Source organism: Flavobacterium zepuense (assembly GCF_007097145.1).
Classification (GTDB): domain Bacteria; phylum Bacteroidota; class Bacteroidia; order Flavobacteriales; family Flavobacteriaceae; genus Flavobacterium; species Flavobacterium zepuense.
The window spans coordinates 1-20,782 of record NZ_VJVZ01000012.1 but is presented as its reverse complement, the minus strand read 5'-3'; the positions used below and the strand labels follow the sequence as shown (position 1 = coordinate 20,782).

Here is a 20,782-nt window from a genome sequence, read left to right as displayed (position 1 = left end):
TATTTATAAGGAACGCCCCCGATTTATCGGGGGCGTTTTTTTATTTTTATGCCATGGCAAACCCCACCTTTTTAGATAAGCTAAGTGCAGAAATAATAAAGATATATGGCAACACATTACCTGATGTTACTATAGTACTACCCAACAAGCGCGCCCGTATATTTTTACTGGAAGCTTTAAAAAAGCAATTAAGCGGCACTATTTTCGCCCCAAATATAATCAGTATAGAAGATTTTGTGCAGGATGTGGCCGGTATTCGCGCAATAGATTCTATCGAACTGCTATTCGAATTTTACAATGTATACCTTGGCCTCACGCCGAATGACAAGCAGCAAACCTTTGAAACCTTTGCCAACTGGGGTAAAACCCTACTACAGGATTTTAACGAGATAGACCGTTACCTGCTTAACCCGGCGCACGTACTATCGTATCTGGAAAACATTCAGGAGATAGAGCACTGGGCGGTTGATGTAGATAAGCGCACTACCATGATAGAGGCGTATCTTGAATTCTGGAAACTACTGCCATCATACTACAATACACTTTATGCCCATCTTTTAGATAAGGGCGTGGGCTATCAGGGGCTTATTTACCGCGAGGCCGTGCGTAACATTACCCATTTTAGTAATAGTTATACCAAAGGGCAACACGTGTTTGCAGGTTTTAATGCACTTAATGCTGCCGAGGAAAAAATCATTCAGCACCTTATGTCGGGCGGGCAGGCAAAAGTGTACTGGGATATTGATTATGCTTTTTTAAGCGACCCTTATCATGATGCCGGGCTGTTTGTGCGCCGTTTTCAGAAAGAATGGAAACAATACAGTGCCAACCCTTTTGAATGGATTACAAATGAGTTTAGCCAGGAAAAAAATATCCATATCATTGGTACACCTAAAACCGTAGGCCAGGCCAAGATTGCGGGAGAGATAACCGAGCAGCTTCAAAACGCAGGCCATAGCCTTGATAAAACAGCTCTTGTTTTAGGTGAAGAAAGCCTGCTGATACCTTTATTATACAGCCTTCCGGCCAATGTGGGCAGCCTTAACATTACTATGGGCTACAGCAGCCGCAATAACCCGGCTCAAATACTGGTTCAAAAGCTGTTTAAAATGCATACCAATGCCATTAACCGCAGTGAGAAAAGCTACACGCTTTATTACCGTGAGGTATTGGATATTTTAACCCATCCGTTGGTGGAACCGTATGCTAATGCATCTTATTTGGTAGATAGAATCAACAAGAACAATATAACCTTCTTTTCGCTTAACAAACTGTTTGAGATACAAGGCAATGCTTCGCCGTTTTTCAGGCTCCTGTTTGAACGTTGGGATGATAATGTAGGCGAAGTACTCACGCGCCTTTCCAACATCATGCTGGGCTTAAAATCGTTCTTGAGTACCGATGATGAGGAAGACAAGATAGCCAAAGCATTTCTATACTCAATATTTAAGGTAATCAATAAGCTGATCAATTACCATGAGGCACATCCGCAAATAAATAACCTTACAGTGCTGCATGCTATTTACAAGCAGGTTATAGACCTGGCTGAGGTTTCGTTTGAGGGCGAACCGCTATCTGGTCTCCAGATCATGGGGGTGCTGGAGAGCCGTGTGCTCGATTTTGAAAATGTTATCATTACAAGTATGAATGAGGGAAAATTTCCTGCCGGCAAGAGCCAGAACTCGTTTATTCCGTATGATGTTAAGCGCGAACTGGGACTGCCAACTTATAAAGAAAAAGACGCTATTTACAGCTACCACTTTTACCACCTGCTGTTGCGCGCTAAAAATATTTACCTGCTCTATAATACCGAAAGCGAAGGCCTTGATGCCGGCGAACGCAGCCGTTTTTTAACTCAGCTTGAAATTGAGAAAAAGCCTGCGCATAATTTAACCAGCGTTATTTACAATGCCCACCTGCCCGAAAAGGCTTACGAACCCATGACGGTGCCTAAAACCACTGCCGTAACCCAACGCCTTAAAGAAATTGCCACAGGCAAAGGTTTTTCGCCATCGGCACTAACAGGTTATTTGCGCAACCCAATACAGTTTTATTACCAGCGGATCCTCCGCATACGAGAGACCGATGAGGTAGAGGAAAGCATCGCCCTTAATACGCTGGGTACTATTATTCATGGCGCTTTGGAGGAGTTGTATAAGCCCTATGTGGGTATATTTCTTTCAGAAGATAGTATTGCCTCTATGGCGGCATTGGCGGATGATGAGGTTATGAAGCAGTTTGTTACCGTTTATAAAGAGGGTGAGATTCGCAAAGGGCGAAACCTGCTGGCTTTTGAGGTCGCCAAGCGTAACGTGCATAACTTTTTAAGGCAGGAAAAGCAAGGCCTTGCAAATGGCGATGCCGTTAAGATCCTGGCGCTGGAGCATAAATATGAGCGTACACTTACTGATAGCCTATTGCCGTACCCGGTTGTGATATCGGGTAACATAGACCGTATTGAGGAGCGCAATGGCCGCATCCGCATTACCGATTATAAAACCGGGAAGGTTGATAAAGCTAATGTTGTACTTAAAACGTGGGACGGACTTACAACCGACATTAAAAACGATAAGATAATCCAGTTGTTGTGTTACGTTTTTATGTATGAACCGGAAGCTAAAGGCATGGAGATTGAAGCAGGTATCATATCCTTTAAAAATATGAAAAGCGGCTTTATGGGCTTTAATTTTAAAGATGGCTATGATAAAAGCGCCCCTGTTTTAGAGGTTGTGGATGATGCTGTATTGGAAGAATTTAAATCGCAACTGGTGTTGCTCATTAATGAAATATTAAATGCCGATATCCCATTCTTAGAGGAAATTAAATAGTTACAGTTGCAAAAATAATGTCATGCTGAGCTTGTCGAAGCGCGGCACTATTTTTTTTACATATATAAATATTAAATGTCGTGCTTCGACAAGCTCAGCATGACATTTAATATTCCTGTGTTATAATATCCCATAAAAAAAGCTGCCCTAAGGCAGCTTTTCCACTATTAAAAACGAATTAAGAATAAAACTATTCAATTTCAGATACCCTTAGGGTATTTACCATACCGCGTTCTGCCACGGGCATAGCAGCAAGGTTAATAAGGATGTCACCTTTTTCGGCGTAGCCTTTTTCTTTAGCTATTTCGTTAACCTCTGTTACAGTCTCATCGGTACTAAGCGATTTATCGTAATAAAACGCGTTAACACCCCATAAAAGGCTCATTTGTGTAAGTATCCTTTTATTATCTGTAAATACTAATATTTGAGACATTGGCCTCCATGCAGAGATCTGGAATGCTGTGTAACCACTGTTTGTTAATGTAACAATTGCTTTAGCTTTAATGGTGTTAGCCATTTGTGCAGCGTGGTAGCAAATAGATTTAGTTACAAAACGCTTTGTACGTACCTGTGGTGTGTTTTGAGGCACAGTGATAAGCGGAGAATCTTCAACAGCTTCAATAATCTGTGTCATTTTCTCGATAACCTCTACAGGGTACATACCTACTGATGTTTCACCCGAAAGCATCACGGCATCAGCACCATCCATTACAGAGTTGGCAACGTCGTTAACTTCGGCACGGGTAGGGGTAAGGCTAGTAATCATTGTTTCCATCATCTGGGTTGCAACAATTACAGGTATACGTGCAGTTTTAGCGCGGTTTATTAGTTTTTTCTGGATAAGTGGTACTTCCTGTGCAGGAACCTCTACACCAAGGTCGCCACGGGCAACCATAAGTCCGTCGCAGTAAGCAACGATCTTATCTATATTTTCCACCGCTTCCGGTTTTTCAATTTTAGCTATAATAGGAATTTTATGGTCTGAATGTTCAGCAATAAGATCCTGAAGGTCTTGTAAGTCACGTGGCGTACGTACAAAAGATAAAGCTAACCAGTCTACATTTTGGCCAATGGCAAAAATAGCATCCCTGATATCTTTCTCTGTAAGTGCCGGTAACGATACTTTTGTATTAGGCAGGTTAACCCCTTTTTTAGACTTAAGCGGCCCACCCTGTACAACTACAGTTTTAACCTCGTCTACTTTATTAGTTTCAATAACCTCAAACATAAGCTTACCATCATCAAGCAAGATCCTTTCGCCCGGGTTAACGTCGTTAGGAAACTGCTTGTAGTTCATGTAAACCCTGCTTGCAGTACCTATAACATCTTCGGCAGTCTGGAAGGTAATGATATCACCTTTATGTACTATAATATCTTCGCCCATAACACCCACGCGAAGTTTTGGGCCTTGTAAATCGGCAAGTATAGAAGTGTTGTAACCAAACTCTTCGTTAAGGCCGCGGATGATATCTATACGTTCTTTAACATCGGTATAATCAGCGTGCGAAAAGTTAATCCTGAATACGTTAACTCCGGCGTCGATCATGTTCTTAATCACTTCCTTAGTGCTGCATGCAGGCCCTAATGTGGCTACAATTTTGGTTTTTTTCTTTGTCGGCATTCTATTAGAAAATTAAATTGTTTTTCGATTTTAGTTTATGGTGGTTTATTTTATAAGCAGTGGCAACATACTTAATGGCAAGCAGGCCTGTAATGGCATTTTCTGTTGCAGTATCGTCATCTCCTGTGTCTTCAATCTTTAAGATATAGTCTACCGTTTTAAGCTCCGGTAAAAACAAAGCGCTGGAAGTGCCCATTTGGCCAGCCCCCGAGAAAAGCGATGTATTGTTTGTTTGCGTGCTCACCATGCTGTTTTTATTTTGGATAAGGCTCCAGGCGGCATCGTTAGTGTCGTCTTCAAAAAGGTACCTGGAAAAAAAGCTTTCGCCATCCTTACGTTTAAAACTTACATCTTTAGGGCATCTTTCGAGCCTTAACTCTAAATGGCGGTTTATAAAATAAGCCAGGCGGCAATCTTCAAGGGAGGAGTGTATGGCTACTAATCCATAATCAACAGAAACAAAATCGTCAATCATTAATTTATGAACAGCCATAAATTCCAAATCCAAATAAGTCGTAAATATACTATTTATAACTTACAATAAACACTCTTAAAATTAAGTTAACGCTATTTTTTTCACGAAAACGTTTGAGTAATCTATCAGGTTGATTTATTTTTTGTTAATTTTTTCCTGAAATGCAAAAAATGCTCTTTTGGATGCCTGCTCCTCTGCTTTCTTTTTAGAAGTAGCGCGTGCGCGTGAAACCACCCTGCCATCTATCTTAAGTTTAACGCCAAAATGCTTTTGCCCCTCTACACCGTTGTCTTCATAAACTTCGTATAAAAAAGGTTTCTTTTCTTTTTGGCACCACTCTATAACAAGGCTCTTGTAGCTTATAACCTTGCCTTCAAGCTTGGATATATCTACATAAGGGAGTATCACTTTTTCGTGGATAAATTTTTCGCAATATTCAAAACCCCTGTCCAGGTAAATGGCGCCTATAAAAGCTTCAAAAAGGTTACCGTGGATGTTTTCGCCAAAATGCTGTGCGCTAACCTTGCTTTCTACCCATTTAATAAGGTTAAGGTCGCGGCCAAGCTCGTTAAGGTGTTCGCGGCTTACAATTTTAGAGCGCATTTTGGTAAGGTAGCCCTCATCTCCGGTGGGTACCTCGTTAAAAAGATGGGCTGCAATGACCGATCCCAGCATGGCATCGCCTAAAAACTCCAGCCTTTCGTAATTGATAGGAAAGCCTTTTTCGTCGAGTTTATTAGATGACCTGTGGGTAAATGCCTTGCGGTAGTGGTTAAGATCGAGCGGATCAAACCCCAGCATATTTTTTATTTCGGTAAAAAAAATCCCGTCACTTTCCGGCAGACGGGATTTTTTAGAAAATATTTTATTAAAAATACCCATAATGGTTCATTACGCTTCAAGTTTTTTAACCAGTACGCAGGCGTTGTGGCCGCCAAAACCAAAGGTATTGCTCATAACCACTTTAACATCCCTTTTTTGGGCTTTGTTAAAGGTAAAGTTAAGTTTAGGGTCTATATTCTCATCATCAGTAAAATGATTGATGGTAGGTGGTATTATACCATGTTTAATGGCTAATATGCACGATATAGTTTCTATAGCACCGGCAGCACCAAGAAGGTGCCCCGTCATAGATTTTGTAGAATTTAGGTTAAGGTTATAAGCATGATCGCCAAAAACCTCAATAATTGCCTTGCTTTCTGCAATATCGCCCAGCGGGGTAGATGTACCATGCATGTTTACAGCATCTACATCTTCCGGTTTAAGGCCTGCATCTTTAAGGCAGTTTCTCATAACGTTGCGTGCGCCAAGCCCCTCAGGGTGTGGTGCAGTAATATGGTGCGCATCGGCACTCATGCCGCCGCCTCCAACTTCGCAGTATATAGTAGCCCCACGTGCAATGGCATGCTCATACTCTTCAAGAATAAGGGCACCTGCGCCTTCGCCAAGAACAAAGCCTTCGCGGTCTTTATCCATAGGGCGGCTTGCTGTTTTAGGGTCGTCGTTTCGTGTGCTAAGTGCGTGCATGGCATTAAACCCGCCCATACCGGCAATGGTTACTGCTGCTTCGCTGCCTCCTGTTACAATAACATCGGCATGCCCAAGGCGAATATAATTAAACGCATCTATAAGCGCGTTTGTAGATGATGCACAGGCAGAAACCGTTGTAAAGTTAGGCCCCCTGAAACCGTATTTTATAGAGATGTGTCCACCTGCTATATCAGCGATCATTTTAGGGATAAAGAAGGGGTTAAATTTAGGGGTTCCGTTACCGTTTGTCCAGTTAATTACCTCTTCCTGAAAGGTTTCCAGTCCGCCTATGCCAGATCCCCATATAACGCCCACCCTGTCTTTATCAAGGGTGTCAAAGTTAAAGTTGGCATCCTTTACGGCCTCCTCTGTAGCAACAAGTGCATACTGGGCATAACGGTCCATCCTTCGGGCTTCTTTACGGTCTATAAAATCTTCAACATTGAAGTTTTTTACTTCGCAGGCAAACTTGGTTTTAAAGTTTGTGGTGTCAAAATATGTAATGGGTGCAGCACCGCTAACACCGTTAATAAGGCTATCCCAGTACTCCTGCACTGTGTTGCCTATGGGGGTTAGAGCGCCCAAACCGGTTACCACAACTCTCCTTAACGTCATAAACTTAATTTTATAGTTTAAAATTATAAAACAATACCCATGCGTTTCTCTAAACAAATAAAGATAAACAATACATGGGCACTTGTATAATATACAGGCTTTTAGCCTTTTAGGTAATCTTTTTAATAAGGCTTAAAAACCGCCAATAAATAATAACATCCATGCAATTATAAGGTTACATGGATGTTAGATATTTATTATTTTTTTGCTTCTTCTATGTAAGAAATAGCCTGACCAACAGTAGAGATGTTCTCAGCCTGATCGTCTGGAATCTGAATATCAAATTCTTTTTCAAACTCCATAATAAGCTCAACAGTGTCTAATGAATCTGCTCCTAAATCGTTTGTGAAGCTAGCTTCTGTTACAACTTCGTTTTCGTCAACACCTAATTTGTCTACGATAATCGCTTTTACTCTTGATGCAATGTCTGACATAATCTTTAATTTTAGAATTTAAATTGAACGGCAAAAATAAAAAACTTTATTTTAAAACCGAGGTTTACCCAAAAAATGTGAGTACTAAAGTAAAAAATTAATTTTACAATAATGTGAAAGATGCGTTATTTTGCGGGATATTATTCTTTTTTTTGCACAATAAAAATTACCGCCACATGAAAAATATAGTGCTTTTTGCATCGGGGGGAGGCTCTAATGCTGAACAAATAATGAGATATTTCTCACAAAGTAAAACCCATAAAGTGGCAGTAGTGCTAACTAACAACGCAAATGCCGGTGTTTTGGTCAAAGCCGGGGCTTACAATGTACCTGCGCTGGTATTTACAAAAGACGAGCTAAATAACGGCAATGTGCTGCTGCATGTGCAGGCTTTTAATCCGGGTTTAATTGTGCTCGCCGGCTTTTTATTAAAGTTCCCGGCCGACATTATTGCGGCTTATCCGGGCAGGGTTATTAACATTCACCCGGCATTATTGCCCAATTATGGCGGAAAAGGCATGTATGGCATACACGTGCACCGTGCCGTTTTAGAAAATAAAGAGAAAGAAAGCGGCATTACCATACATTATGTAAACGATAATTATGATGAAGGCAACACGATTTTTCAGCAGGCGGTGGCTATAGAGCAGTGCTTAACACCCGAAGATGTGGCCCTGAAAGTTTTAGCTTTGGAGCATGAGCATTTCCCGAGGGTTATTGAGGAGATACTTAATGGTTCAATATAGCAATGTTTTAATGTAGCAATTCAATTCTCATGATTCATAAATGCAGCAATTAAAGCTTCGAATCAACAAATTATCAAATCTTCAAATCAACTAAAAATGCACACCGTACACATATATACCGATGGCGCTGCTAAGGGCAATCCCGGCCCGGGGGGCTATGGCGTGGTTATGGAACTGGTTGGCCAGCCGTACCGTAAAGAGTTTTACGAAGGCTTTAGGCTCACCACCAATAACCGTATGGAGCTGCTTGCTGTTATTGTAGGTTTAGAGAAATTAAAAACACCCGGAACCAGCGTGCTTGTGGTGTCGGATTCTAAATATGTGGTAGACTCGGTTACCAAAAATTGGGTTTTTGGGTGGGAAAAGAAAGTTTTTACAGGCAAAAAGAATCCTGACCTTTGGAAACGCTTCCTTAAAATTTATCGTCAGCATAAAGTTGACTTTAAATGGATAAAAGGCCACAACAGCCACCCACAAAACGAACGTTGCGACCAGCTTGCGGTTATGGCATCAAGCTTACCTAATTTAAATGTTGATGCTTTTTATGAAGATGTGGGGAGTAAGATGGTTTAAGCATCTGACTTTATAAAAAAAATCCAGGATTATTTAGCTGTGGAATGTCAATATTAGAATCTATCAATATTCATGCTTTATTTCTAATATTTTTATAATCATATACGTTAAAAACCCTCATTATTTTAAACATAAAGTTTATTGTGCTGATGATACATTTATAAGGTGTGTTTTGAGTGTAATTTACTAAACCGATGTAATTTACATTACTGCGATTATGCGGTATCAAACCATAAGCTAAATTGATAGTAGGTATGTTGTTACTATGTAACTAATGCATTATCTTTGCGGCTTCAAACAAAAACCAATGAATAAATTACTCATTGTGGGTACTGTGGCTTTTGATGCTATAGAAACGCCTTTTGGCAAAACCGACAAGATTTTAGGTGGCGCAGCTACTTATATTGGCCTGTCGGCTTCATTTTTTAATGTTAAGTCGGCTATTGTTTCGGTTGTGGGCGAAGATTTCCCCCAAGAGTACCTTGATATGCTTAGCAGCCGCGGCATAGATATTTCTGCTATAGAGGTCGTTAAAGGTGGCAAGACCTTTTTTTGGAGCGGGCGTTACCACAACGACCTTAACTCCCGCGATACTTTAGATACCCAACTTAACGTACTGGCCGATTTTAAACCCCAGGTTCCTGAAAGTTTTAAGGATGCCGATGTGGTTATGCTGGGCAACCTGCACCCTATGGTGCAAATAGGTGTTTTAGACCAACTTACTGCTACGCCTAAGCTTGTGGTGCTGGATACGATGAACTTTTGGATGGACTGTGCTTTGGCAGAGTTATTGCAGGTTATTAAGCGCGTAGATGTAATTACGGTTAATGATGAAGAGGCACGCCAGCTAACAGGCGAATACAGCCTGGTTAAGGCAGCAGCTAAAATTCAGGAACTTGGCCCTAAGTATGTGGTCATTAAAAAAGGAGAGCACGGCGCATTGCTTTTTAACGAGAAGAAAATATTTTTTGCACCGGCGCTTCCGCTTGAGGAAGTGTTTGACCCAACAGGGGCGGGTGATACCTTTGCCGGAGGTTTTACAGGTTATATTGCGCAAAGCGAAAACCTGAGCTTTAAGAACATGAAGAATGCTATAATATACGGCTCTAACTTTGCATCGTTTTGTGTAGAGGAGTTTGGCACCCAGCGCATGGAACGCCTCCAGAAGGAGGAGGTAACAGAGCGCCTGCAACAGTTTAAAATGTTAACCCAGTTTGATATAGCGCTGGAAGAAGAGTAAAGAATACTAAGGCCTCATTGCGGGGCTTTTTTTAATATAACTACAACACACAACAACTATGAGCGACGCTTTAAAACATGAGTGCGGTATAGCACTGGTACGATTATTAAAGCCACTGGAGTACTATAAAGAAAAGTATGGCTCTGCCTTTTACGGTATTCAAAAAATGTACCTATTAATGGAAAAACAGCACAACCGTGGCCAGGACGGTGCCGGTTTTGCCAGTATAAAATTAGATGTTAAACCCGGCCAGCGCTATATTAGCCGTGTACGCTCTAACCAGCAACAGCCTATACAGGATGTGTTTGCACAAATAAACGGCCGCATTAGCGAAGAAATGGCTGCCCACCCAGAGTATGCTAACGACGTTCAGCTGCAAAAAGACCAGTTGCCTTACATAGGCGAACTGCTTTTGGGTCACGTGCGTTACGGTACTTTTGGCAAGAACAGTATAGAGAGCGTTCACCCGTTCCTGCGCCAAAATAACTGGATGCACCGTAACCTTATCGTAGCAGGTAACTTTAACCTTACTAACGTTAAGCAGCTTTTTGACAGCCTTGTTGAGCTTGGCCAGCATCCTAAAGAACTTGCCGATACGGTTACTGTAATGGAAAAGATTGGTCATTTTCTTGATGATGAAGTGAGCGACCTGTATCAGGATTGTAAAAACGAAGGATATAGCAAGCAGGAGGCTTCTCCTATTATATCAGAACGATTAAATATTGCACGTATACTTAAACGTGCCTCTAAACAGTGGGATGGTGGTTATGCAATGGCCGGCCTTATAGGGCATGGCGATGCATTTGTTTTCCGCGATCCGGCAGGTATACGCCCGGCATATTATTACCAGGACGATGAAGTTGCAGTTGTAGCTTCAGAAAGGCCTGTTATCCAAACCGTATTTAACGTAGCTTTTGAAGATGTTCAGGAACTTGATCCGGGCCACGCCATCATCATCAAAAAAAGCGGTAAAGTATCGGTAGAAGAAATTATCCCGGCACTGCCTAAAAAAGCGTGTTCTTTTGAGAGGATCTATTTCTCCCGCGGTAGCGATGCCGAGATTTATGAAGAGCGTAAAAACTTAGGTAAACTTGTTTTGCCTGATGTGCTTAAAGCTATAGATAACGATACCGATAACACAGTATTCTCTTATATTCCTAATACGGCCGAAACGTCGTTTTACGGTATGGTAGAGGCGGCTCAGGATTTCCTTAACGACAGGAAAAACAACCATATATTAGAAAACAGGCACACCCTTACCGAGGAAACCCTTAAAGACCTGCTATCGGTTAAGATACGTACCGAGAAGATAGCGATTAAAGATGCTAAGCTTAGAACATTTATTACCGAAGACAGCAGCCGCGACGACCTTGTGGCACACGTGTATGATGTTACCTATGGTGTTATTAAGCCTACAGATAACCTTGTTATTATAGACGACTCTATTGTGCGCGGTACTACCCTTAAAATGAGTATCATTAAAATGATGGACAGGCTTAACCCTAAGCGTATCGTTGTGGTATCAAGTGCACCGCAAATAAGGTACCCTGACTGTTATGGTATTGATATGGCTAAGCTGGAAGGTTTAGTGGCATTTCAGGCTACTTTAGCATTGCTTAAAGAGCGTGGACTTGCACATATAGTAGATGATGTTTACAAAAAATGTAAAGCACAGGAAAACCTGCCGGATAGCGAAGTGGTAAACCACGTTACTGAGTTTTATGCTCCGTTTACCGATCAGGAGATATCTGATAAAATTGCAGAGATATTAACAACAAAAGATATTAATGCAGAGGTAAAGATCATATTCCAAACCGTGGATAATTTACACGTTGCCTGCCCTAAAAATTTAGGCGACTGGTACTTTACAGGCGACTACCCAACACCGGGTGGTAACCGTGTTGTTAACCGTGCCTTTATTAATTTTTATGAAGGAAATGATGCAAGGGCGTATTAATTAATTATTAGGTAATATTTAATAATTAAATTTACGAAATTGTTTGCGTAAGCTGAAATATTTGAATGATAACTTAAATATTGTGTATTTCAACGAATTTTTAAGTTTTTTAGCTAAAAAATTTGCATGATAATAAGAAAGCATATACTTTTACTCAAAATAGCATTAGTAAATTAATTTTTACGGTATTTTTGGGGGCAAAGAAAGGGAAAATCTAACGGTTTTCCCTTTCTTATTTTATAGCATTTCGGGGTAATTGTTTGGCTGTCTAAAGGTTACCCCAGCATTAATTTTTTCCTTCTTTTTCGTTAAGGTATTTCCAGTAGCGTTTAGGTACGTGCTGTATGTGCAGCTTCATGTTTTTACGTGCAGGTATATTGGTGCTGTTAAAATAATCCTTCCATAAAACAGATGCCAATTCTTCTTTCGCATCCACCAATTCGGCAGGTAGAACTATTTTTTTGGTATCAATTGCAGATACAAATTCATACGTAATTTCTTCAACGGTGTGCAGGTTATAAAATAAGCCATATTTACGCTTTATATCATAAATTATCCATTGCTGGTCGGCATAGCGGTTTTTGAAAAAAGAGGCTATTAAAGGCAATACATTAAAGTCGGGTTCTACAGGGCAGTAATATATTCCGTCTGCCGTTTGCTGAAACCGTATAAACGCCTTCATCCTGTGCTTTTCGCGGTTAACTTTCCTATCCATTTTAGAGATCGCCATTACATACGGATTGCCAAAGTTGTTTTCGGCCCCTGCCGGATTGTCAAAAATGTATCGGGCAAAATCCAGCAGGTCCTGAAAAGTTTGCGGGTCTTCGCTCAGGTACGATTTGTAAAACATCTGCTGCCATTGGGGGCTCAGTTTCTTTTTAAGCCCTGCCCACACGCGTTTGGCCTTGGCCTCATCATTTACACTTTCTAACGACTCCTGCAATATGGCAGGCTGGTACAGCTTATCCCATACCAGTTGTACGGCCGTTTCCTTACGGTCGTAAAACTCAAATATTGCGGTAAGCAGCCCTTCAAAAGAACCGTCGAAAATATAGGTGGTCATTTATTTTAATGGCTTATACCTACAAGGTTTTTAAAACCTTGCAGGAGTTAAAACAAACTCAATTGGCTTTGCGGCACTTTAAGGTATTTACTGCTGCTCTCTGCCAGGATAAGGTTTTTAAGGTGCGGTGCATCGGGCTCGTTAATAAAATAAGGGCTATCGGCACAGCGTATAAAGTGTTTGGCGCGGTTGTAGGCAATACCAATTTTTTTAAGCTGGTCGCTACGCAGCCTGCCAAATTTACGGGCCTCCACAATTTTTCGGGCGGAGCTCACACCTATACCGGGAACGCGGAGTATCATCCTGTAATCTGCCGTATTAATGTCTATAGGAAACTGGTCCAGGTTGCGCAATGCCCAGCCCAGCTTGGGGTCCATATCGGTATCAAGATGCGGATTTTTAAGGTTAAGCAGCTCCTGCACCTCAAAGCCATAAAATCGCATTAGCCAGTCGGTCTGGTATAAACGGTTTTCCCGCAATAGGGGAGGCTGGCTGCCAATAACCGGCATGCGCGTGTCATGACTAATAGGGATGTAACCCGAGTAGTATACCCGCTTAAGTGAAAAATCTTTATAATACTGGGCGGCACTGTACATAATTTCCATGTCGGTCTCGGGCGTGGCACCAATAACCATCTGGGTACTTTGCCCGGCAGGCACAAACTTGGGAACACTTTTTATAAGCCCTGTTTTTTTCTCGTCTTTAAACTGGGTTATGGTGCTTTGAATAAACCCCAATGGTTTTTTAACCTCCTCGTGCGATTTTTCCGGAGCCAATAATTTAAGTCCGGCCTCGGTGGGCATTTCAAGGTTGATGCTCATACGGTCGGCATACAGGCCCGCTTCGGTAAGCAGTTCCTGGCTCGCGCCGGGAATAGTCTTTAAATGAATATAACCATTAAATCGCTCCTCTATACGCAGGCGCTTTACAATACGCACGAGGCGTTCCATAGTAAAATCGGCGTTTTTAAAAATACCTGAACTTAAAAACAAACCTTCAATATAATTACGGCGGTAAAAGCTCATGGTAAGTTCCACAACCTCGTCTACCGTAAAAGCGGCACGTTTAACATCGTTACTCTTGCGCGACACGCAAAAAGCACAATCGTAAATACAATGATTGGTAAGCAATATTTTTAGTAACGATACACAACGGCCATCTTCGGTATAGGTGTGGCAAATGCCATTGCTGCTGTCCCCAATGCCTTTATTGTCGTTCTTGCGGTTGCCACCGCTTGATGAGCAGGACACATCATACTTTGCTGCATCGGCTAAAATTGTTAGCTTTTCCCTTATCCTGTCGTACATATCATTATTGCTTTACGCAAAAATAATCAATTAAAATATAAGAAAATATTCAACGAATGTTAAATTGTTTTAATTGTGAATTATTCATGTAGTACAGTTTGGCGACAATACATAGCACTTTACCGAATTGGTTAAACTTATTGGTAATTTGTTAAACTTCCCGCCGCAATTTTGCGTAGTTGTTTTACGTAATAATAACATTTAGAGACCTAATGTTAACTCAACAATTGTTAAAATAGCGGGGGAAATATATGTCAAGCTGTTTAACATATAAATAACTTTTTGACACTATGACGGGAATTTTATTAGATTACTTTTGCACATAATTTCATACAAATTAATTGCCAATTAACATTTATTAATAAGTTTTAGATTTCAATATATGATTAAATACCTTTTTATGCAATGTAAATAATTGTTATTTATCGGATTTATTCGCTATTTTATCTAAAAAATGATTATTCTATAATATTTTATCATAAAAAATAAGAACATTTTACTATCTGTTTTATATTTGCGTAAAATATTTAAAACATTGTAAACTAAGGGTTTAAAAGAGGATTTGTGAGTTGTGAGAAATTGCTTGTTTATTGTTTATAAATTATGAAGAAAAAATTACTGATTATTGCCCTTTTGTTTATCGTTAAGGGTTTTAGCCAAAACATTACTGTAAGCACTAATGCTTATACGCCTGCGCAGTTGGTAAATCAAATTTTGGTAAGGGATGCATGCCTTGCCGAAGTTGCCAATATTACAAAAAGCACCGGTATTGATTATGGCTACGCGCAGGGTAATGGTATTGGATACTTTCAAAATACCAATCCCAATTTTCCTATCGCGAGTGGTGTAGTACTTTCTACTGGTAATGCTACGGCAGCACAGGGGCCTAATACAGGTATATCAAGCGCTACATCGCCGTTATGGCTTGGTGATGCCAGCCTGGAAGCGGCACTTGCAGCCCAGGGTATTACCATGAATTCCCGCAATGCTACTGTGCTTGAGTTTGATTTTAAGGCTGTAACAAGTAATTTCTCAGTCGATTTTCTTTTCGCGTCCGAAGAGTACGGCACCTACCAGTGCGACTCTAAAGATTCATTTGTATTTTTACTTACCAACCTTAACACAGGTGTTACCACAAATGTGGCAGTAGTGCCAAATACCTCGCAGCCTATATCTGTAGCTACAATAAGCAATGCTCTATACAACTCTTCGTGCGGCGTAAATTCTCAATATTTTGGATTATTTAACGGTGGGGGTAATGCACTGGCTTCGGCCACTAATTTTGAAGGCCAGACCGTTTTGCTAAATGCCTCACACGATCTTGTGGTGGGAGACCAGTACCATATAAAATTAGTAATTGCAGATGACGCAGGCCAATCGGGTGTAGATGGTGCTTATGACTCGGCAGTGTTTTTCCCGGAAGGCAGTTTTAACCTGGGCCACCAGGTGGTGGGCGAAGACCAAACCGTGGCAAATGGCGGTGCATTGTGTAACGATAATACCTATACAATAAATACAGGCCTTAGCGAAACCGATTTTAACCTTTCATGGACTAAAGATAACCAGCCTGTTGCAGGCGGAAGCACCATTACAATAGCGCAAACAGGCAGCTATGAGCTAACTATTACCAACCCTGTTACAGGGTGTACAGCGGAGCAAACGGTACTAATAGAGGCCGCCTTACCTATACCTGCCACACAGCCGGTAGACCTTTTGGCGTGCGAAAACTCCGGAGGACAGTATGTATACGACCTTAATATTAATACCCCGATTATTAAGCAGACTTTAGACCCTGCAACGATTGTAACTTACCATACTACCCAGGCTGCTGCCGAAGCTAATACCGGCGGACTGCCGGGTATGTATACCAGTGCCGGTAACCAGACTATTTATGCAAGGGTAAAAAACAGTAATAACGATTGCTATGTTGTAGTATCGTTTCAGTTATTAACGGTAGAGCCTCCGGTGGCCGGCCAACCGGCTAATATAATACAGTGTGCCACTACGGCGGGGGGTATAACATCATTATTTAACCTTACACAATTAGATGCATCTATACTGGGTGCACAGCCTGCCAACCAAAATACCATTACGTATTTTACCAGTATGGCTAATGCCACCAATAATACCAGCCCCATACTAAACCCTGGTAACTATACCAGTGCGAGCGCTACCATTTATGCACGAATACAGCGTAATTTTTCGGTTTCGTGTTTTGATATTACAAGCTTTACTATTACAGTGGGGCCGGTGCCTGTAGTTGCAACCCCGGCAAATGTTTTTGCCTGTAATTTTTATAATTTGCCGTTTCTTCCTAACGGGCAGCATTATTATACAGGCCCTAACGGTACAGGTACACAAATACCTAACTTTTCGCAGATAACCACAACCCAGACAATTTATATTTTCGCACAATCTAACGTAGCTCCATATTGCACCAACCAGCACACCTTTGTGGTTAATATTGCTACTTCGGGCGCTACGGTTCCTCCAAGTGTTACAGCCTGCCAAAGCTACACATTGCCTGCGTTGCCGCCGGGAAGGTTTTATTACACAGGCCCGGGCGGTACCGGTACCCAGTTAGCAAACGGTACGGTTATAACAACAACACAAACCATTTATTTTTATATACCTGCTGTAGCAGCATGTACCCAAACTACAAACTTTACGGTAACCATAGTTCCCAACCCGGTTATACCAAATCCAGGTAACATGGCCGTTTGCCAGCCGTATACACTGCCTGTATTAACAACAGGAAATTACTATACAGGCCCGGGCGGTACAGGTGCAGTTATACCGGGCGGTACAGTTATAGCCAGTACACAAACCATATACATTTACGCCACTACAAATACAACCCCGGCATGTACTGCCGAAAACAGCTTTACAGTAACGGTTTATAACATCGATATACCCGATATTGCAAATGTAACCAACTGTGGGCCTTACAATTTACCGGAGTTGCCAATAGGCGGATATTTTACAGGATCAGGTGGCACAGGTAACCCAATTGCCGCGGGTGCTGCAATTGCTACAACACAAACCATTTATGCCTTTTCGCAAGGAGGTACATGTACCGATGAAGAGGTGTTTACAGTAACCATAAACCCGTTGCCTGTTTTTGATCCGATTACTGACGCTGAGGCTTGCGGTAGCTATACACTGCCACCTTTACCGGCAGGCGCAGGGTATTTTAACCTCCCTGATGGGCAGGGCCCTATACCTGCGGGTACTATTTTAGATGAAAGCCAGCCCGTATATGTACTAAGCCCACCCAACCAGTTTGGATGCAGGAGGCAGAGGGTATTTGATGTAATTGTTATTGGAGAAGAAGCTGATAATCCCGGAGACCACAGTGTTTGCGGCGGCTATACCTTGCCGGAGCTCCTAATAGGCGATTATTACACCGGCCCCGGAGCAACAGGTACGCTTATACCGGCAGGTACAGAAATTACTACCAGCCAAACCATTTATGTTTATGCAGTGTCTACAGCAGAGCCGTTTTGTGTTGCCGAAAGCAACTTTATAGTAACTGTAACGCCGGAGCCTGTTGTTCCGGCAGTATCTAACGTGCGTGTGTGCGACAGTTATACCTTACCGGCGCTTCCTGCGGGAGTAAGCTACCGCACGGGGCCCGATGGTACCGGTACTGTACTTGCAGCGGGCAGCAGCATTACTACATCTCAAACTATATACGTTTATGCGCAAAGCGGCGGCACGCCTAACTGTGTTGCGCAGGACTCCTTTACCGTTACCATAATATCAGGCTCTATTGCACCTGTAAACGTAACCGCATGTGCTTCTGGGTACACGCTGCCCCAGTTGCCAATGGGCAGTTACAGGAATCAGCCTAATGGTGGTGGAAGTGTAATACCATCCGGAACCGTGATTACAGCAAGCCAAACACTATATGTTCATGCTACCGTAACATCAGGGGTTAACTGTACTAACGATGACAGTTTTATAATTACCATACTACCTCCGGTTATTGCAGATGACCCTGCCGATGTAATGTCGTGCGGAAGCTACACCCTTCTACCTAATGTAAACGGTAACTATTACACAGGCCCGGGCGGTACCGGTACATTATTGCCAGCTGGTACGGTTTTAACTGCCAGCCAAACCGTTTATACCTTTAATTTTAATCCGCAATACCCTAACTGCCGTGCCCAGCACAGTTTTCAGGTTACGGTAACGGGCCCAACGGTAACCGATATGCCCGATCAAACAGCATGTGGCGGGTACATTTTACCGGCTTTAACTGTGGGTAATTATTACACACAAAGTGGCGGCCAGGGTACCTTGTTGCCTGTGGGTAGCAATGTAACTGCATCGCAAACTATCTACATATATGCGCAAACGGGCACTACCTTTATATGTTCGGATGAAGAAAGCTTTAATTTAACCATCCTTCCGTTACCTCAAATCCCTAACCCGGGAGTAATAGCAGTCTGCGGAAGTTATATATTGCCTGACCTTACCGTGGGTGCCTACTATACAGGCCCTGGCGGCTCAGGTACGCAGTTGGTAGAAGGCCAGGCTATTTCATCTACACAAAATATTTATATTTATGCAGAGAGCGGCGGTACACCAAACTGTGTAGCCGAACATATGTTCCAGGTTATTGTTAACCCACAGGCACCACCGGATGTTTCGGCCTGCGATAGCTATACACTGCCACCATTACTTTTTGGTAATTACTTTACCGGCCCTGCCGGTACCGGTACACCTAAATTTGCAGGTAATGTTATTACCGCCACACAAGATTTGTATGTTTACGTAGCCAGCAGCACCACGCCAAACTGTACCGATAATAATGTGTTTACCATAACCATTAACCAAACCCCGGTATTGCCTGCGTTTGATGCTATAGTTGAACGATGCGACAGTTATACGCTTCCGCCACTTGCCATAGGTAATTACTATACCGGAGCAGGCGGTACCGGCAGTGTGATTGATGCCGGCACGGTACTTACTACGAACCAAACGGTTTATGTATACGCACAAACAGGCACATCGCCAAACTGTACCGATGAGGCAAGTTTTGATGTTATTATACACGTTACCCCAATTGCAGATGCACGATCTGCCGTAGAAATTTGCGATAGCTACACTCTTACACCGCTAATTACAGGCAACTACTTTGCATTGCCGGGCGGGCCAAACGTGCCGGGGCAGATAGCCTACAGCGCGGATGATCTTATTACAGAGAGTATGCTTATGTATATTTATGCAGAGTCGGCCACGAGCAGCGAGTGTTTTACGCAAAACAGTTTCCAGATCGATGTACTTTCTATAGATGCCGATAATCCCGGCCCTCAGGAAGCCTGCGACAGTTACACGCTGCCTGCGCTTACCGTGGGCAATTATTATACACTTTCGGGCGGGCCCGATGTACCCGGCCAGGTAATGATGAATGCTGGCGATGTAATTACACAGTCAACAACATTATACGTTTATGCCGAACTTGGCGGAAGGCTAAACTGTAATGATGAGCACCTAATGCCGATTACTATTTTTGTAACACCTGTGGTAGATGATACCCAGGGCGACCTTGCGGTATGTTTTACATATACGCTGCCTGCGTTAACCGTAGGTAACTATTATACACAAACCAACGGGGGCGGTACACAACTTGCAGCCGGTACCCAGATTACCCAGAGCCAGAATATATATATTTATGCCGCTACGGGTTCGCCAACAACAACCTGTTCAGATCAGCACGTGTACCACGTAACGGTTAACAGTATTGATGTTCCTGAAATAGATGACTTTTACGCATGTATAACCTATACGCTACCTCAGTTAGCGGTAGGTAATTATTTTACACAACCGGGTGGGCAGGGCACATTGCTGCCTCCGGGTACGGTTATTACCAATACACAAACCATTTATATTTTTGGTGAAACCAATACAGTACCTAATTGTACCGATGAGAGCGATTTTGTTATAACCATAGTGCAGCCACCGCTTGCTACGTTTCCGCAGCCGTTAACAACCTGCGCGTTCGATGACTTGGGCCATGGTACATTTAACCTTAATCCGGCTCTTGCCGAAGCCCTTAACGGACAGCCTAACGTTGCCGTAAGCATTTATGAAACCGAGGAAGATTCTCAGTTTGGTACCAATGCTATAACAGATCTTGACAGCTACAATAATGTAGTGGCGTTTAACCAAACGCTTTATATACGATTAGAATCTACACTGGCTCCGGGTTGTATTACCCTTGTAACGGTAGAGCTGATAGCACATCCAAGGCCAATTGCTATAGAGCCGTCGGCTCCTTATGCGCTTTGCGATGATGGTAGTAGTGATACAGATGGTGTTTCAATCTTTAATTTAACGACCTACCAGGATGAGGTACTGGGCTCAATGAGCGCAGCAGACTACGCA

The 20,782-nt window shown here is 42.3% G+C and carries 13 protein-coding genes; 6 read left to right on the top strand and 7 right to left on the bottom strand.

Features of this window, described 5'->3' with window-relative positions:
• Positions 1-53 precede the first annotated feature (53 nt).
• Positions 54-2,828: a PD-(D/E)XK nuclease family protein gene (locus tag FMM05_RS16675; RefSeq protein ID WP_143374556.1), complete on the top strand. Its 2,775-nt coding sequence runs from the start codon at positions 54-56 to the stop codon at positions 2,826-2,828.
• Between the two features lie 190 nt (positions 2,829-3,018).
• Here FMM05_RS16675 and pyk read toward each other — a convergent pair whose 3' ends face one another.
• The 5 genes from pyk to FMM05_RS16650 all read right to left on the bottom strand — a co-directional run bounded on the left by pyk (position 3,019) and on the right by FMM05_RS16650 (position 7,503).
• The gene (gene pyk / locus FMM05_RS16670; protein WP_143374555.1) at positions 3,019-4,449 is read right to left on the bottom strand and encodes a pyruvate kinase; all 1,431 of its coding nucleotides are present in this window, start codon (positions 4,447-4,449) and stop codon (positions 3,019-3,021) included.
• Positions 4,450-4,453: 4 nt separating this feature from the next.
• Positions 4,454-4,924 carry an IPExxxVDY family protein gene (locus tag FMM05_RS16665; RefSeq protein WP_185965615.1) on the bottom strand — a complete coding sequence of 157 codons (471 nt, stop codon included), beginning with the start codon at positions 4,922-4,924 and terminating at the stop codon, positions 4,454-4,456.
• Positions 4,925-5,059: 135 nt separating this feature from the next.
• Positions 5,060-5,806: a ribonuclease III gene (gene rnc, locus FMM05_RS16660; protein WP_143374553.1), complete on the bottom strand. Its 747-nt coding sequence runs from the start codon at positions 5,804-5,806 to the stop codon at positions 5,060-5,062.
• Between the two features lie 9 nt (positions 5,807-5,815).
• Positions 5,816-7,069 (bottom strand): beta-ketoacyl-ACP synthase II, encoded by a 1,254-nt coding sequence (fabF, locus tag FMM05_RS16655; protein ID WP_143374552.1) that lies wholly within the window; start codon positions 7,067-7,069, stop codon positions 5,816-5,818.
• Between the two features lie 197 nt (positions 7,070-7,266).
• Complete coding sequence (locus FMM05_RS16650; RefSeq protein ID WP_019037482.1) at positions 7,267-7,503, bottom strand: acyl carrier protein; 237 nt, start codon at positions 7,501-7,503, stop codon at positions 7,267-7,269.
• Positions 7,504-7,679: 176 nt separating this feature from the next.
• Between FMM05_RS16650 and purN the strand changes: the two genes are divergently transcribed.
• The 4 genes from purN (at position 7,680) to FMM05_RS16630 (ending at position 12,019) form a co-directional block, all read left to right on the top strand.
• Positions 7,680-8,249 carry a phosphoribosylglycinamide formyltransferase gene (gene purN / locus FMM05_RS16645; RefSeq protein WP_143374551.1) on the top strand — a complete coding sequence of 190 codons (570 nt, stop codon included), beginning with the start codon at positions 7,680-7,682 and terminating at the stop codon, positions 8,247-8,249.
• 96 nt (positions 8,250-8,345) lie between these two features.
• On the top strand, positions 8,346-8,822 hold the full coding sequence (gene rnhA, locus FMM05_RS16640) for a ribonuclease HI (protein WP_143374550.1): 477 nt from the start codon (positions 8,346-8,348) through the stop codon (positions 8,820-8,822).
• Positions 8,823-9,129: 307 nt separating this feature from the next.
• Entirely contained in the window at positions 9,130-10,062 is a 933-nt protein-coding gene (locus FMM05_RS16635) for a PfkB family carbohydrate kinase (protein WP_143374549.1), read from the top strand.
• Between the two features lie 58 nt (positions 10,063-10,120).
• Positions 10,121-12,019 (top strand): amidophosphoribosyltransferase, encoded by a 1,899-nt coding sequence (locus tag FMM05_RS16630; protein ID WP_143374548.1) that lies wholly within the window; start codon positions 10,121-10,123, stop codon positions 12,017-12,019.
• A gap of 286 nt (positions 12,020-12,305) precedes the next feature.
• Here FMM05_RS16630 and FMM05_RS16625 read toward each other — a convergent pair whose 3' ends face one another.
• Together FMM05_RS16625 and FMM05_RS16620 are read right to left on the bottom strand one after the other, a co-directional pair.
• Positions 12,306-13,082, bottom strand: a complete 777-nt coding sequence (locus tag FMM05_RS16625; protein ID WP_143374547.1) for a TIGR03915 family putative DNA repair protein — start codon at positions 13,080-13,082, stop codon at positions 12,306-12,308.
• A gap of 47 nt (positions 13,083-13,129) precedes the next feature.
• A complete protein-coding gene (locus FMM05_RS16620; RefSeq protein WP_143374546.1) occupies positions 13,130-14,389 on the bottom strand; it encodes a putative DNA modification/repair radical SAM protein in 1,260 nt (419 codons plus the stop codon).
• Positions 14,390-14,992: 603 nt separating this feature from the next.
• Here FMM05_RS16620 and FMM05_RS16615 point away from each other — a divergent pair.
• A partial coding sequence (locus FMM05_RS16615) for a choice-of-anchor L domain-containing protein (protein WP_143374545.1) occupies positions 14,993-20,782 on the top strand: 5,790 nt, incomplete at its 3' end.